Source organism: Tritonibacter multivorans (assembly GCF_001458415.1).
GTDB lineage: Bacteria > Pseudomonadota > Alphaproteobacteria > Rhodobacterales > Rhodobacteraceae > Epibacterium > Epibacterium multivorans.
This window is the reverse complement of record NZ_CYSD01000006.1, coordinates 1-15,977: the sequence shown is the minus strand read 5'-3', so window position 1 is coordinate 15,977 and position 15,977 is coordinate 1. Positions and strand designations below refer to the sequence as shown.

The 15,977-nt window shown below is 59.2% G+C and carries 9 protein-coding genes and 1 pseudogene; 7 read left to right on the top strand and 3 right to left on the bottom strand.

Annotated elements, in window-relative coordinates:
- The 7 genes and pseudogenes from TRM7557_RS19925 to TRM7557_RS01035 form a co-directional block, all read left to right on the top strand.
- A pseudogene (locus TRM7557_RS19925) lies at positions 1–183 on the top strand (IS3 family transposase); the annotation flags it as partial.
- Between the two features lie 292 nt (positions 184–475).
- Positions 476–1,813 carry a type VI secretion system baseplate subunit TssK gene (tssK, locus tag TRM7557_RS01060; RefSeq protein ID WP_058288376.1) on the top strand — a complete coding sequence of 446 codons (1,338 nt, stop codon included), beginning with the start codon at positions 476–478 and terminating at the stop codon, positions 1,811–1,813.
- Between the two features lie 582 nt (positions 1,814–2,395).
- Positions 2,396–3,763 (top strand): type IVB secretion system protein IcmH/DotU, encoded by a 1,368-nt coding sequence (gene icmH / locus TRM7557_RS01055; protein WP_165592392.1) that lies wholly within the window; start codon positions 2,396–2,398, stop codon positions 3,761–3,763.
- Entirely contained in the window at positions 3,760–7,365 is a 3,606-nt protein-coding gene (tssM, locus tag TRM7557_RS01050; RefSeq protein ID WP_058288374.1) for a type VI secretion system membrane subunit TssM, read from the top strand. Before icmH ends, tssM begins: the two co-directional genes overlap by 4 nt.
- Before the next feature lie 4 nt (positions 7,366–7,369).
- On the top strand, positions 7,370–8,068 hold the full coding sequence (gene tagF, locus TRM7557_RS01045) for a type VI secretion system-associated protein TagF (RefSeq protein ID WP_058288373.1): 699 nt from the start codon (positions 7,370–7,372) through the stop codon (positions 8,066–8,068).
- The gene (locus TRM7557_RS01040) at positions 8,065–8,871 is read left to right on the top strand and encodes a PP2C family protein-serine/threonine phosphatase (protein WP_058288372.1); all 807 of its coding nucleotides are present in this window, start codon (positions 8,065–8,067) and stop codon (positions 8,869–8,871) included. Before tagF ends, TRM7557_RS01040 begins: the two co-directional genes overlap by 4 nt.
- On the top strand, positions 8,868–11,123 hold the full coding sequence (locus tag TRM7557_RS01035; protein ID WP_058288371.1) for a serine/threonine-protein kinase: 2,256 nt from the start codon (positions 8,868–8,870) through the stop codon (positions 11,121–11,123). The genes TRM7557_RS01040 and TRM7557_RS01035 overlap by 4 nt, the downstream gene beginning before the upstream one ends.
- A 27-nt stretch (positions 11,124–11,150) precedes the next feature.
- Here the strand turns inward: TRM7557_RS01035 and TRM7557_RS01030 are convergent, their stop codons facing one another.
- The 3 genes from TRM7557_RS01030 to TRM7557_RS01020 form a co-directional block, all read right to left on the bottom strand.
- A complete protein-coding gene (locus TRM7557_RS01030; protein ID WP_165592391.1) occupies positions 11,151–13,397 on the bottom strand; it encodes a peptidoglycan DD-metalloendopeptidase family protein in 2,247 nt (748 codons plus the stop codon).
- Positions 13,398–13,407: 10 nt separating this feature from the next.
- The gene (locus TRM7557_RS19920; RefSeq protein ID WP_058288369.1) at positions 13,408–14,250 is read right to left on the bottom strand and encodes a hypothetical protein; all 843 of its coding nucleotides are present in this window, start codon (positions 14,248–14,250) and stop codon (positions 13,408–13,410) included.
- A gap of 123 nt (positions 14,251–14,373) precedes the next feature.
- Entirely contained in the window at positions 14,374–14,802 is a 429-nt protein-coding gene (locus tag TRM7557_RS01020; RefSeq protein ID WP_207382606.1) for a DUF1036 domain-containing protein, read from the bottom strand.
- Positions 14,803–15,977: the final 1,175 nt, after the last annotated feature.

Sequence of the window (15,977 nt, the reverse complement as noted above, 5' to 3'; positions counted from 1 at the left end):
AAAACTGAGGTCATCAACCGGCTGGGCCCGTGGAAATCCAAAGACTATGTCGAGTGGGAAACCCTGCAATGGGCGGGCTGGTTCAACAAAGAGCGTCTGCTTGAGCCGCTCGGTTACATCACGCCAATCGAAGCAGAGGAGAAATACGAACAAGCCTTGAAATCGGACAAAGTCGCAGCTTGAAATACGGACTCAACAGTCTCCGGTAAAACCGGGGCGGTTCAGATCCGGCACGCCCCGCGGATGGGCAAGGGGGTGGCTGTTGGCCGCCCCTCTTGGATTGCCTTCTGCTGGGACCAGCTGTCTTTCAAGTGGTTGTAAAAGCCGTTGTAAAACACCTGTTATCTGCGAAGGCCCGCGCTTTTTAACCCGATGCGGTTTCCATACCGGGACGTACTTGACCCTCGGAATTTCACGGTGCAAGAATGGCCTGCATTATTACGCTTCAATGATTTTTCTTGGAGAATTTTTTTATATGTCGCGCTTTAGCAAGGTCGTGTGGAAAGAGGGGCTTTTTCTCAAACCCCAGCATTTCCAGCAAGCTGACCGCTATTTTGAAAAGACTCTTGCTTTTGCCTTGTCGCAGACGGGTGATCAGCCGTTTCCGTGGGGAATCGCTGAGGTTGAATTTGACACTGGCCAGCTGCGTCAGGGCCGTCTTGAGCTGCAGAAGATTTCTGGAGTGTTCAAGGATGGCACGCTGTTTTCTGCACCCGATCTGAGCCGTTTGCCCAGCGAAATTGATGTGCCGGACGGCAGCATGGGGAAGACAATCTGGCTGGTTTTGCCGAATGCCTCGCAAAATGGTCAGGACATTGGCGATGAAAGCGATCAGGCGACGCGGTATTTCGTCAGTGAAGAACGTGAAGTGGTCGACAATGCGCGCGCCAGCCGCAGTGAAGAAAGCTTGGAAATCGCGGTTCCGCGGCTGCAGCTGATGCTGCGCGATACCGCGCCTGAAGGCTATCAAAGCCTCGAGCTAGGACAGGTCGCTGAGGTGCGGGATGGCACCGTGGTGACATTGGATCAGACCATGCCACCAACCGGCCTGAACCTGTCGTGTCACCGGGCCTACGAGGGGTATCTGAAGGCGGTGATTGGCGCAGTTGAAGCGCGGGTCGAAGTGCTGGAAAGATATGCCGCCGATCCGTCCACGGGCGGCGGTATGCAGGGCAAGGACTATCTGATGCTGATGGTTCTGAACCGGAATTTGCCTTTGCTGCGGCATCTGCAGACATTGCCGGTGGTGCATCCAGAGCGGCTCTATACCGCGTTGATTGCTTTGGCCGGGGAATTGGTGAGCTTTGAAGACAGAGAACGCCGGGTGCGTGACTATGGCCGCTATCGCCATGACCGACCCAAGGAAACCTTTCTGCCGGTGGTCGATGATATTCGGCGTTTCCTGTCGCGCGATGTCAGCCGTGCGGTCCGCCTGCCGCTAGAGGATCGCAAGGACAACCGTTTTGCCGCGATTGTCGAAGATGCGACCCTGTTCTCGCGGGCGTCTTTCGTGATCGAAGTCAAAGCGGATCTGCCTCTGACCGAGATACAGCATCAGTTCCCGCAGCTGTGCAAAGTTGGCCCGGCCTCGCGCATGCGCGAGATTATTGTCAACAATATGCCTGGCTTGCCGATTGTGCATACGCCGACGCCGCCCGCACAGATCCGGCATGTAACCGGGCACGTCTATTTCCTGATCGACAAATCGAGCCCCTTGTGGCGCGAATTCTCAACTCTGTCTGCCATTGGTCTACAGCTTGCCGGTGCCTGGCCGGGTCTTGCCTTGGAGCTCTGGGCGATTCCGGAGGATTGATCCATGACATCGGATGACGACGACCGCACAGTGTTCGGTCAGAGGCTGCCGCAACCACCACAGGCGGGTCAGTCGGATCAGTCTGCGCAGCCGCCTCAGGGGGCTGGAGGGGAGCGCACAATCTTTGGCATGCCAATCCCCGGAAGCACCGGGGGGAAGCCGCAATCGACACCGGCCGCCACTCAGGCCCCGCCGCCCGTGGCGCCTTATGGGCAGTCAGGCTACCCGCCGCAACCGGGGGGCTTTGCACCGCCCCCGCCCATGACGCCGCCGGTCGCTCCGCCCTCAACGCCATCGGACGTTCCGCCAACGGCGCAACCGGTTGTCCAGCCGACACCGCAAATGTCACCCTATGGGCACCCCCATCCGCCGGTGCCGCCTTATTCTGCGCCGCCGCCCCAAGCACCCCAAGCGCCACGGGCGACTGGGGACCAAGAGGATACGTGGTTTGGTGGCAATCTGCCGCCGCAGCGCCCGACCCAACCCGCCGCCGCACCGCCGGCACCCGGCTACGCCGGACAGCCGGTGCCTCCCTATCCGCCGACACAGCCGCAACCCGGTTATGCGCCTCCGCCTCCTTCTGTGCCTCCTAGCTGGGGCCAGGGGCAGGCGGCGGGATGGTCGCCTTATAACGCGCCGCAAAACCCGCAGTTCCCGGACGCACATGCCGCGCAACAGGCGGCTGTGCAGCAACCCGCACCCGAGGTGAAAATTCCCTTTGCCGACGCCTTGCGCGGATCGGGTCTGAACATCGGCCACACCTCTAATCCCATCCTTGCAGCGGCAACGGATCTATTGGTTCTGCTTGGTCGCCTGCGCACAGGCATTGTTGAAATGCATGCTGTGCCTTTGCGGGACCACGTGGTTCGAGAAATCCATGAATTTGTGCGGAAGGCGCAGGACCATGGCGTAGCACCCGAAGATATTGACGTAGCTCGCTATGCACTGGCGGCAACGGCTGACGATATTGTGCAGACTATTCCGGGCAGTGATCCGGGATATTGGCAGCAGTATTCCATGGCAGCTGAGCTGTTGAACGATCGCTCTGCGGGGATTGGGTTCTTCGCCCGTCTCGAGCAGGTTATGGGCCTGTCGCACCAGCGCAAAGACGTTCTGGAACTGATGCTGACCTGTCTCGCGCTGGGGTTTGAAGGCAAATATCGTACGGATCCCAATGGCGTGGTTGCACTGACGCGGATGCGCAATGAGATCTACCAGCGTTTCCGCGCGGTCGAAGCCCGTCCGGGCCATGATTTGTCCGTGCACTGGACGCCGGTACTGCTTGGTGGACGTCGCAACACCGCGCTTATTCCAATGTGGATCTTTGGTGGGGTCGCAGCAGCTATGGTGGTGGCCCTGTTTGCCACTTTGTCCGGGATTTTGTCGTCTGATACGCAAGTCAGTCAGGACGCCATTTTGGCGCTAACCGATCCAACCGAGGAGATCGCGCTAGAGACTGCTGCGAACTACGTGGCTGCGGAGCCCTATGAGGCCGTGGCTCCGCCGCAGCTGGACCGGATTCGACGGCTACTGGACCGCGAGATTACCGAGGCTTTGGTCAATGTCGAAACCAAAGGCGACTATATCGCGATCCGCGTTGGATCGCAGTTGCGGTTCAAATCGGGCTCTGCGGATCTCAGCTCGGATTTCAGCGAACTGGCGTCGCGACTGGGTCTTGTGCTTGAGGAAGAGCCGGGTGAGGTGGTTGTGGAAGGGCACAGCGACAATATCCCGCTCAGTGGGCGCGGGCGCTATCGCTCCAACGAAGAACTGTCGCAAGCTCGGGCGGAAACCGTCTTGGGGTTGCTGGCGGGGTCAATGACGGACCCCGGCCGTCTGAGCGCAGTCGGCGTCGGTCCCAATGACCCGCTGGACACTGCCAACACACCTGAAGCGCGGGCGCGGAACCGCCGGGTGGAAATCCTGATTGAACGGGAAGAACGACTATGAGGCTTTTCGGTCTGAGCCTGTCGCAGCTGTGGCAGAAGCCGTGGATGCGGCTGCCGTTGATTGCGCTGGGGGTGCTTTGCATCTGTCTGGCAGTTTGGTTCGGTTTCTTGTGGACTGGCCTGTCCTGGCTGATATCCCCTTGGGTCCGTGGCGGTGTGATTGCTGTGATCCTGGGCGCAGTTGCGGTGACGGCGGGGGTGCGGTATCGCAAACGCCGTTTGGCGGCCAAGGCGCTTGAGGAAACCTTGATTGAAACCCCTGTTGGCGATGGGGCTGTGCTGGCGGACCGGATGCGGGATGCCTTGGGCAAGCTCAAGAAGAACGGTGGTGCGACCTATCTTTATGATCTGCCGTGGTACATTATCATTGGCCCGCCTGGCGCTGGTAAGACCACCGCGCTGGTGCATTCCGGGCTGGAGTTTCCCGGCACCGATAAAGCGGCCGTGGCCGGATTTGGCGGCACAAAGAACTGTGACTTCTGGTTTACCGAAGATGCGGTGATGATCGACACCGCCGGGCGCTATACCACGCAGGACAGCGACGAGCGCGCCGATGGGATGAGCTGGCAGGCGTTTCTGGAGCAGCTCAAGGCAGCGCGACCCAATCAACCCGTCAACGGCGTGATTCTGGCGTTTTCTTGCGATGACATGCTGACCGCCACCGATGAGGCACTGGACAGCCATGCATTGACGATCCGCAAGCGTCTGGAAGAGATCCACGAAAAGCTGCGTATTGATGTGCCCGTCTATGTGATGTTCACCAAGGCCGATATGGTTGCGGGCTTCCGAGAGTTCTACGGCCCCTTTGGCGAAGACCGTCGTCGAGGTGTCTGGGGCGTGACCTTCCAGACCAAGGATCGAAAAGAAGAAACCTATAAGGCGGTGCCTGCAGAATTTGACGCGCTGATTTCGCGGTTGTCGAATGAGGTTACGGACCGTTTGAACGAAGAACCTGACAGCGTGGCGCGCATTTCCATCTTTGGCTTTCCGGGTCAAATGGCGTTGATGCAGCGCAATGTCAGCGATTTCTTGCGCCGGGTCTTTCAGCGCCCTCAGGACATCCACGCTATTTTGCGGGGCTTCTATTTCACCTCGGGCACGCAGGAAGGCACGCCTATCGATCAGGTGTTGGGGGCTGTGCGGGGCAGTGGCGTTGACACTGGCTTTATGTCTGGCAAGGGCCGCAGCTATTTCCTGCAGGACCTCTTGCAGAAGGTCATTTTCGAAGAGCGCGACTGGGTTGGCTATGATCTGAACGCCATGCGCCGTCGCGCCATTTTACGCAGTGTGACCACGACGGCGATTGTGGCGCTGACCGTGACCTCAATTGGGGTGCTGGGGTACAGCTTTTGGAAAAATGCGACCTTGGTGCGAGAGGCAGGTCAGGTTGCCGAGATTTATGCGCTCGAAGTGCAGAGCGACCCTGCGTTGCGTCAGACCATTCTGGATGATCCAAGCCCACTGCCGGTCATGGAGGCTTTGGCCACATTGCGTGACATGCCGGGCGGGTGGGGTAACCCGCGTGAACAGGGCTTTGTCGAACACATGGGTCTATCGCGTCGCGCCAGCATCCGGCGGGCGGCGCTGGAAAGCTATTCCGACGCATTGGAGCGGCATCTGAGACCGCGGATGATGCTGCAATTGGAAAATGAACTGCAGGATTATGTCGCCAGTCAGAAAACCGAACAGGCTTACCGGGCCCTGAAGGTCTATATCCTGCTGGCCAAGCAGCAACCGGGCAAGGCGGATGATCCCGCCGTGCAGGCGTATTTCGCCGAAGCATGGTTGCCCTATTTTTCGGAAGTTGGGCTCGAAGACGAGTACAACGAGATGAACGATCACCTCGCTGCGATGCTCGAACTGGACGACCGGGTTGAACCGCGTCTGAAACCCAATAATTCGATCGTCGAGTCTGCGCAGCTGATCATTGCCACCCTGCCGCTGGCGCAGCAGGCCTATAGTTCTATTCAGTCTGATGCGGCGGCAATGGCGCCTTACAATTTGGGTGACGCGCTGACAGGGGTGCAGGCTGATCGGGTGTTCCGCACAACTGATGGGCGTGATCTTGAGACGCTGACGCTGCCGGGACTTTACTCTTTTTCGGGGTATTGGGGCACGTTCAGAACCGCAATGGAGACCGCAGCAGAACGGCTTGAGGACGAACGCTGGGTTCTGGGCAAGGCTGGGGAAGAGGTCGATTACTCAGGTCAGCTGGCTGGGCTGAACCGGGATATTCATGCACTGTATCAAGCGGATTTCACCCGCCAGTGGCAGGCGCTTTTGGACCGGATCGAGCTGACGGCCATGTCAGGCGGCGCGCCTGATTTTCCGGCATTGTCGGTGGCGTCAGTGGATTTTGCCTCGCCGATTTTGAAGCTGGCTGAAGCGGTTGACCGCGAAACCCGTCTGTCGCGGTTTTTGGATACCATAGAGGGTATGGAGATTTCACCAGACGCGTTGGCCAGTGGCAATGTATCGGGTCAGCTGGGTGAAGCAGGTTTCAGTGAAGTGGAACGGCGCTCGGGGGCGTTCCAACGTATCGCGCTCAATCTGCTGAAGGATCGTGCCAAGTTCCAAGGTCGGGCCGGGGTGGCTGGAAATGCCGGATCGCTGCAGCGGCGCCAGTTGGAAGACGTGGAGCGCAACTTTGAGAAATGGCATAAGTTTGTGGCTGGTGATGCAGCCGCGCGGTCGCGTCCGGTGGATGTGATGCTGGCAGGACTGCGGGATCTGGCGACAAACAGGCAGGGGGCTGCGCGCAGCCCGAACCCAGCTCTGGATGAACGCGGCTTGCAGGATGCACTCAGCCGATTGACACAGAATGTGCCGTTCTACCCGCCCACCGTGATTGGCTTTGTCAATCAGATCGAACGCGAATTCTTGACGGTTTCCGCCAACACCACCCTCGCGCAGATCGAACGGGCAATGACCGAGGACATTACCGCTTACTGCCGTCAAAACATTGAAACCGCTTTCCCGTTTGACCGGGGCGGGCGGCATATCTCGACTGCGGTGTTTGGCGATTTCTTTGGCTATGGCGGCCGGATGGAGCAGTTCTATCAGGAGTATCTTCGCGACTACACCCAGCGCGACGGTCTTGGCGGTTTGGTGCCGCGCGAAGGCAGCACGCTTGGCGGACGCCTGTCTGAGGCGACGCTCAGCCAGTTTGCCCGCGCAGAACGCATTCGTCAGGCGTTTTTCCCAGCCGACAGCAACCGCCCGTCGGTGCGCTTTACCATTCGCCAGACCACCAGCAGCGATGCGGTGGAATCCACCCTTTTGGCCTTTGGGGAACGGCGTGTAAAAATTCTGCCAAATTCCACGGCCGTTAGTGTGAACTGGCCGGAAGAGACAGCGGACATCGTGCTGACTCTGCTGCCGCAGAAGAAACGGGTGTCCAACTCTCTGCGCTTTGGGGGCGGTCGCTGGTCGCTGTCTGAATTCATTGAAAAAGGCCGGGGACGCGCCAATGGCACATTGGTTGATATTTCCCATTCAGTGGGCGGTCGTTCTGGCCGCTACCGGTTGGAGTTTGACAGCATTACTGTGCCGTTCCTGATGAAAGAATTGCGGGAGTTCCAATGCCCACAGAGCCTGGAGTAGACCGTTGACCGAGGCCAATTCCCCTCCGGTTGTCAGCGCCGTTCTCTACGGTAAGCATCGCGCGTTTGGTGATTTTTTGGCCCATGGGTTGGACCACCAACATCTGGCACCGTTGGATGCGTGGCTGGAAGCCGTTCTGCCCGAATTGCGCAGCCGTTTGGGCGAGCGTTGGGAAGCCGCTTGGGCGGCAGCGCCGCCTTTGTGTTTCTGGATCGGGCCAAGCCTTCTGGGCGTGCCTTTGTGTGGGGTTTTTATGACCTCCGCAGACCGCGTGGGGCGGAGGTTCCCTCTGGTCTTTGGGCTGGCGGGTGTGGTTACGCCGCCGCCGGTGGATGACACGTTCAGCCCGGCGCCCTATGGCGCGCTTTGGGCCCATATTGCGGGTTTCCGCCTGCCAGAGGAGGGGCTTCAGGGCGCCGCAACACTTCTCGAAGGATTCGAGCCGCCAGCCTTAGAAGGCAGCGTTTGGGATGCGGGCAGCGATGGAACCCTTTGGGGGCAGCGTGGTGATGGTGATCTGGGGCGTTTGTTTGCGGATGCGCGCCGACATGATGCTGCGCAGGCCCAATTTACACGCAGCCATTGGTGGCAGGAGCACATCGATGGGCGCGAGGCCGGCTGGTTGGCCTGCAACGGATTGCCAGATGCTGAGGCCCTTGAGTGGCTGTTGACCGCACGGGCTACGGAAGGAGAGACAGCTTGACCGACACCGTAGGATGGGGCCGGGTTTTTACCTTTGAGAGCGTCGGCGACAGTGATGTGGGCCAGGTCCGCAAGATCAATGAAGACAGCCTGCTTTTGGCGCCTGGCAGCCGCCTTTGGGTGGTGGCCGATGGTATGGGCGGGCATGCGGCTGGGGACTTTGCCAGCCAGACGCTGGTTGCAAGCCTTGATACCATCGGAGTGCCTGCGTCTTATGAGGATCTGCGCCACCGAATGGCGGACCGATTGACACAGGCCAACCACCGGGTGCAGATGCATGCCGCAGAGCTGGGCCGTGGTGCAATTGGATCAACGCTTGTGGCATTGGTTGCGATCGAAGATCGGTTCCTGTGCTATTGGTCCGGTGACAGTCGCCTATATCTGCTGCGCGCAGGCGGGCTGTGTCAGGTGAGCCGCGATCATACAGAAGTTCAATCCCTTTTGGATGCCGGGCGCATTTCGGAAGACGAAGCCGCCAATTGGCCCCGCAAAAACGTCATCACACGTGCAATTGGTGTGACCCCCACGCTCGAGGTCGAGATGGTCGAGGGGCAGCTGCAGGATCGGGATCTATTCCTACTGTGTTCGGACGGGCTACTGGAATATTTCGACGACGACGAGCTGGCCCATGTCCTCAAACTGCCCGATTGGGGGCTGGAACAAAAATGCAAATATCTTGTCGCGCAGGCAGTAGAGCGTGGCGGCAAGGATAATGTGTCCGTTGTTCTGGTGCAGGCCCGGGATTTTGGCCTGCGCGAGGTAGATGTTGACGGTCAGTTCCCGGAATTTGAGGGGCTGCTATGAGCGAGAAAACCGCATCTCCCCCGTCTGGTCCTGACGAAGAGGGCGAGCGCACAATTCTTGCGCCGATGCCGTCTGATCATAGCGCCGCACCGATTGCAGATGACGAGCAGCTTGACGAGCGCACGGTGATTGCGCCCTTGCCCAATGCGGATCCATCGGCTGCTCTGGCCGGAACGCCGGTCGGACATTTTGCCGGCAGCAACCCTGACGCGCCTGCCGTTGCCTTTACGCCTGGCCAGTTGGCACAACCCGCTGTCTCGCAGGCCCCTGCGGCAGCGCGCCTGTCTGGGGTTGCGACGGATTCTCCGCCGGATGAAGTTGCAGAAGACCGAACCATTATGGCTCCCATGCCAATGGCAGAACCGAGCGGACACGTCCCGGCTGGAACCCCTGTTCAGGCCGCCCCCCCTGTGCCTTCGGATGCAACGCCGAACACGGCTGTACCGGTGCAGGCGGCGCTATCGTCAGAGCCGCTGCAGAAACTGGAAACCGGCTATGTGATCAACAATATGTACCGGGTGCTGCAGCCTTTGGATCAGGGTGGCATGGGACGGGTGTTTCGTGGCGAAGAAATCGGCACCGGCGAACCTGTGGCGATCAAGGTTATTCTACCTGAATTCTCCGAGGACACAAAAGCCGCTGACATGTTCCGACGCGAAGCGCGCACGTTGCGTTTGTTGCACCATGACGCGATTGTTCGCTACTTTGCTTACCTGCCGCCTGACGCCCGACTGAACTTGCACGCATTGATTATGGGGTTCATCGAAGGCACTAAACTGTCTGACAGGATCAAAACCAAAGGCGCACTGAGCCTCGGAGAGATCTGCCGCCTGTTTGCCCGCTTGGCCGATGGTCTGGCCGCGGCGCATGAAGTCGGCGTGGTGCACCGCGATCTGTCGCCCGACAATGTGATGTTGCCAGACGATAAGATCGAAAAAGCCGTGTTGATCGATTTTGGCATTTCGCGGTCCTCTGCGATCAAGGATGTGACGCTGGGCAATGAATTTGCAGGCAAGCTTAAATATGTTTCCCCTGAACAGCTGGGCGCGTTTGGGGGCGAAGCGGATGGGCGCTCTGATATCTATTCTATGGGCCTGCTTATGTATGCGGCTGCGACCGGCGGACCTGCGCCGATGGGCAGCTCGATTGTCGAGGCGGTGAAGCTGCGCGAGGGGATGCCGGACCTGAGCGCGGCCCCGGTTGAACTGCAGGGTTTGATGTATCAGATGTTGCAGCCTGATCCTGCGATGCGATTGGCCACAATGGCGCAGGTCAAACAGGTGTTGCAGGATATTGAAGGCGGGCGCAGCCCTTCGGCGACCACGCTTGGCGGAACGAGCATGCCGTCTGGCGCCGGGCTGACTTATGGTGTGACGCAGTCATCGACCATCCACCGTCAGGTCGAGGGGCTGCAGGCGGCGCCGAACATGGGGATTGTGACTTCGTCTGGAATGCAGGCAACACCCGCATCCTCTGGCGACAACGGGGCTGCAGCTCGGCCCGCTAAAAAGGGTTGGGGTAAGGCAATCCCCCTGTTGTTGGTTCTTTCTGCGCTGACCGGCGGGGGTGTTTGGTATGGGCTGATCCAGCCCAAAGGGGGCACCAGCGTGGTTGCCGAAAGCGCGCAAGACTTGCAGCGCATTCCCGGTCGCGAAACCTTTCTCGCGGAGGCCGTTCCTGCGGGCTGTGCTTTTGCAACAAATCGCCTTTACGGGCCCAATGCCGGGATGATCGAAGGTTTCCACACAGCAGATATGTCTCTTGGTGGTTTGGAGGGCGCATGGGCCGCAAACTATGGCGGTGCCCCAGCGCTGATCTCTCGTGTGGTGGAGGCCGGTCAATGTGATGTGCTGGCGCTTGCCCGTCGGTTTCAGGGAACTGCCGGGGCGAAAACGGAGCTGACGCTTTCGACCAATGTGATGACCCGGCGAGATGAAATTTCTGGCAAGCTGTGGGGTTCGGTTGGGCGTGCGGATTGGTTGGCGATTATAACCCCCAAAGGGCAGGTCTATAATTTGACTTCCCGGCTTCAAGATCCAATCGGACAGGAACGCCAGTTCAGTTTCCGGATCCGTTCGGGCGCGCCGGGTAAATATATGCTGGTTGCGATCTCGTCGCACAAATCCCTCGTGCGCACCGGGGCCATGCAGGATGGGACAGACGCCAGCGCAATATTCCACCTGATCAGTCGCGAACTGGAAAAGGCCCCCGGTGCGGCGGTCGATGTGGGGTTTGTGCATATCATGCCCTAAGCCCGCTCTTCTGTTGGGTGGAGCCTGTCAAAGTGCATCCAAAAACTGGTCCATCCGGTCCCGGTAGCCTTTTACATGACTGGGCACGGGCGGCGGTACAGGCGCGGTCGCCGATTTGCTGACCCGCGACAGTTTGCGATCGGCCCAGGCCGCCATCTGCGCATTGGTCCAGCCGGTGAGGAACGGGTTTGCGCGCACAACATCCGCGCCCATCGTGTCCAAGACCGTTGCCTCCGGATCCGCCCGAAGCGCCTTGACCGCGCCATGGGCACCAAGAAAATGCGCCAGATAGAGCCTGCCTGGGGAAATCCCCAGACCGGCAGACCGCAGCACCGCCTCGTTTTCGCGCGCAAGATTGGTGACCATCGCGCGGGACAGATCGGGGTCAAAGCGCAGCTCTAGCAGGTCTTCACGGCTAAGCGTTTCCGCCAGGTCCGGACGATATGTTTTCATCATCCGGATCCAGGTCGAAGAGATGAACTGCCCCAAACCAGTGGCGGAAGATCGGCTGTTTTTAGCCCGCGCGTTGCCCGCGCTTTCGACCTGAATAATGCGATTGACCAGCGCCTCGACGGCACCGGAACCTGTACCGTTGATAAAGCTAAGCGGATCAACGGGCACACCGGCGAGACGGATCTCAAAATACAATTGGGGGCCATTCGACTGCCCAGTGGCGCCGACGCGGCCAATGAGCTGCCCGGCTTTGACGGTATCTCCCTCGTTCAGGCCTTCTGAAAATTGGTCGAGGTGAGCGTAACGGCTTTCGACGCCGCCGTCGTGGCTGAGGGAGATCACATTGCCGTATGTGTCCGATTGCTCCAGTTTCGCCACTGTACCAGCTGCGGTCGCTCTGACTGGGGTGCCAATCGGCGCCGCCCAGTTAATGCCGTTGTGTTGCCTTTTGGTTTTTCGACCGGATTCGACCCGGGCGCCAAAGCCCCTGCTTTTGATGCCTTGCACCGGAATATGAAACCCAGACCCATGCCCCCCGCCGCCGCCGCTTGCAATGGCATCCGGATCAAAACACCGAAACGCCCCAGCCTGCGTATCGGCCCCTGCCTGCCTATCGGAACGTGGGCGATCTTCTGGGATCACGTAGCAGCGGAAACGCTGATTGGCCTGATCAAGGCTGATAAAAAGCAATCGGGCAGAGGGAAGAAGCGACTCATCCGCACTCATCAACAGGCGCAGGCTGTCATGTTCTGACGCAACGCGATCCAGATCCGTGGCCCGGCTCAACATCATCATGGTCTCCCCCACTGCGTCAGAGCTGAGCCCATTGCGCAGCAACGCTGTGTAAAGCGCGTCTTTGAGGCGGATTTCGCTGTCGCCCCCGCGCGCGCGCAGCACACGTGCGGCCTGGTCCAAAAGGTTGGCGGAATACCAAGGGTCATCCGAAGCGATAAACCGACCGGGCGCTGGTTGCGACAGAGAAAAGAGATATTGCTCCGAATCGTAAAATGAAACCTGTAGAACGGCCGCGCCGGGGCGGGCGGGCGCTATACGCAGCGCCACAAGATCTCCGGGTTGTAATGCGTTCAGACGGTCAGAGCCCATCGCCAAATTCGCGGTTTCTCGGGCAAAAGCCCGGCTCAAGCGCTGGATTTCAGTCTGGTCAACCCCAGCGCTTTGCAAGAGTTCGGCCAGAGGACGGGGACGTTCGATGTGGAACAGATCGTCCTTATAGAGTGGTTGACGCCGCGAAGCAGGCGGGGCGAGGGCTTCGGTAATCGAGTTCTCAACCGTCGCTGCCGCCGTGGTCTGGTCGACTTGGCCTGACAAGCCAGAGGCGCGTCGTTTTTGAAAGGCGGCCAGATCTGAACTGGTCGAGGGCAGGGTCAATTGCAGGGTTTGATCGGCGCTGAACAAGGGGCCATCAATCAGGATCAATGGCCGACCTGCCGGTGCGCGGCCGGCATCCAGGCTTCGCTCCGGCACGATACGACGGCGACCCTGGCCGCTTTCCTGGTCCAAATTGATGACCATTGGATCGCGACGGATGTTTAGAAACACCGCACTGTCGGGGATCTGGGGCGGATTGCGGTCGGCATTGTCTGTCTGGATCAAAGTGCCGTCGTAGGAAATGTTCTCACTATGATCGCCGCCCGTTTGCCACAACATCCAAGCCGCCGTTCCTGCGCCCGCAATGACGCCTGTGACCAATGTTATGCGCAATGCCAAACGGGTTAGGCGACGACGCCGCACTTTGCGACCCGAGCCGCGAAACCGCGGATCGACTTCAATCTCGACGCTGTGGTGTGAAGACGGGTCCATTTGGCGCGGTTTAGCGGAACACACCGGCGCGGGGCACTTCAGCTGCGTTATTGGCGGGCGCTTGTTGTGTTGGTTGCGTGTTGGATGATGTGCTGCGGCTCGAACTACTGCTGCTTGCGCCCGTCCTTGACTGTGTGCGTGTTGTGCTGCGCGGAGCGGGGGCGGCGGCCACGCGGCAGGTGACATCCCCATTGATCAGAATGCTACGGAACAGTGCATTGCTGGGCGCCGGGTCCGACCAGCTGCTGCCATTGCCAAGCGTGTCAAAATAGCTGGTCACCGACCGGCGAGATCCACCGCCCCAAAGACCATCAATCGACGAGCGATAACAGTTCATGCGCGCCAATTCGGTCTGTAGAGCGCGGGCGGTCTGGCCTTCCGGTGGGTCGATATGGCCACCTTCGATCAGGCGGCGGAACATATCGGGGTTAGAGCTGCGCAAGGCTTCGCGGGCGGCGACGTCATTATACGCAAATATAAATGCATCCAATGTGTCCTGCAAAAGCGCGTCGACGCCGAAGTCGGCTTCTTCCCCCGGCGCAATCCGTCCAAGAATGATCGACGGTGCGGGGCGACCTGCGGCTGTGCGCTGTGCCTCTTGCGAGCGGCTGCCGAAGTTCACCAACACTGGGGCTCCCGCAGGCGCTTCATATGCGGCCACAAGGACAAGATCCTCCTGCGCCGTGCCATCAACGTCAAATGTGATTGGCTCGAGCGTGAATGGCTGAAAGTCAGGTTCGACCTGCGGCGCGGATTGCGCAACGGCGATCTGTGGCAACGTCAGAACAATCGCAAGTCGCGCGGCGGCGCAAACGAATGATCTGGCCGGTGAAAAAGAAACGAGCGGCCGCATAAAATGTGGTCCTAAAAAATAGCTTTGGTCAATGTGGCGATCATCCCCACAGGTTGGGTCAGTGTCAATTCCCGTAAGGGCCTGACACCCGGGGGATTTGGCTTTTTGGCGCGCCGGAGGGTTTTATTGCGCGAGGGTGACAATATTAAAGGTCCAGGCCTTGGCGTTTTGCGTGTCGACTTCCCGAAAGCGTGCGGCGATCTTGCCCCTTTGCAGGCAATCCTCCTTGCCGCGAATGCGGAACTCTGCAGCATCCACGCACATTATAGTGTCGCCATCAAACATCGGGTTGCGAAACACATCCTGCGCATAGACATACACGTAGCGGGCAGAGAGATCCGCTTCGATAACCTCGGCGCATTGGTTCGGCCCGGCCACCCACCAGCCAGACGTTTCCCATCCGTCGTGATCCCAATTGCCGACCGCGATGTTGACCACGTCGAGGGTCTGATTGCAGACGCGAAAGCCTGCAAGGGCGGGCAAGGGCAGTTGTGTCAGAAATAACATCGAGGCCGCGATGAAATACTGTCGTCTGAGAGGGGAGCGGAGCATGCTAAATCCACGCGAGGTCAATAGGTCATAATCCCGGACAGAATAGCGTAGTGAAGACACAAGGCCCAGAACTGCCATGGGCGTAATACAGCTTTGTTGTGTCGATCGGTCTGGGAGGTCCTTCAAGACGGAAAAGTGCGCTTGCGAAGAAGGTTCGCGTCTTGGCCTCCGAGCGCTCTTGCAGTCACACCCGCAATGCCGCAGCAGGACGGCATCTGGAATGACGCCTTTATGACGTCTGCTCGGCGCACTGTTCTTCACCAACGACGACGAAAGAGCTGGTCTCGGGCTGCAGCTACAATTTCGGATGACGGGGTGCGGTATAATCAGGGGGGCAGGCATGGGCTTCCCGCTTTTCCGGGCAGTCATCTAGGTCGTCGACAAGGTGGGGCAAGTGTCACTGTGATTATCACGATGCAACATGTGTGGTTTGCGCAAAGTTCCGCGGTCGGGCCAAGCGCGGTACAATAAGGAACCTGCGGGGCAGGGTCTGTGCCAACGCCCTCAGTGTTTGAAGGTGCGGTCGACTGTGAAGCCTTCAAGTGACGTCGGCTCCAAGAGTTCGTATGGAATTTTGGCGGTGTTGCATCTCCCAGGGGATGGGCATCTGATTCCTGCGGTCGAACGGGCATGCGTTGCTTGGGAGATTCGTGGCGACTCTGGCGGTTTGGCACGCAGACTTCCCAAATTTCAGTCTGTCTGGACGCAGATCGCCCCCCGATAAGGCCGTTCGATCGGCGTGAATATGCAATCAAACTGGCAAGATCGGAAAAAAATGCACTTTAGTCACGAAAACTTCAAAAAACCGCTTGCGGCTATTGGGGTATAACCTTAGAACCCCCTTCACCGGCGGCGCTGAGGCGCTACGGGGCGCGGCGGCGACGCTGCACTGGCCGCAAGGCGGACACATCGGAGAGACGGTGATGGCGGGTCGGAAAGACGATCGTGACGGCAGGAAAGACTGCAGACGCTCAGGAGAGACTGGGGCATCTTTGATGTATGGCAGGCGGTGCGCTGAGAGATTGGCGTTACGGTCCTGTTTTTGACCTCTGGAGGTCGGCGTTGAAGGTGTTGCTCTTTGACATTGTTGGATGACTGAAGAGATATGTGGGCGGTTTGGTTCATTTCGATGGATCAACGTCTGTACATATCGCGCTCTTAGAGGCCTTAGGGTT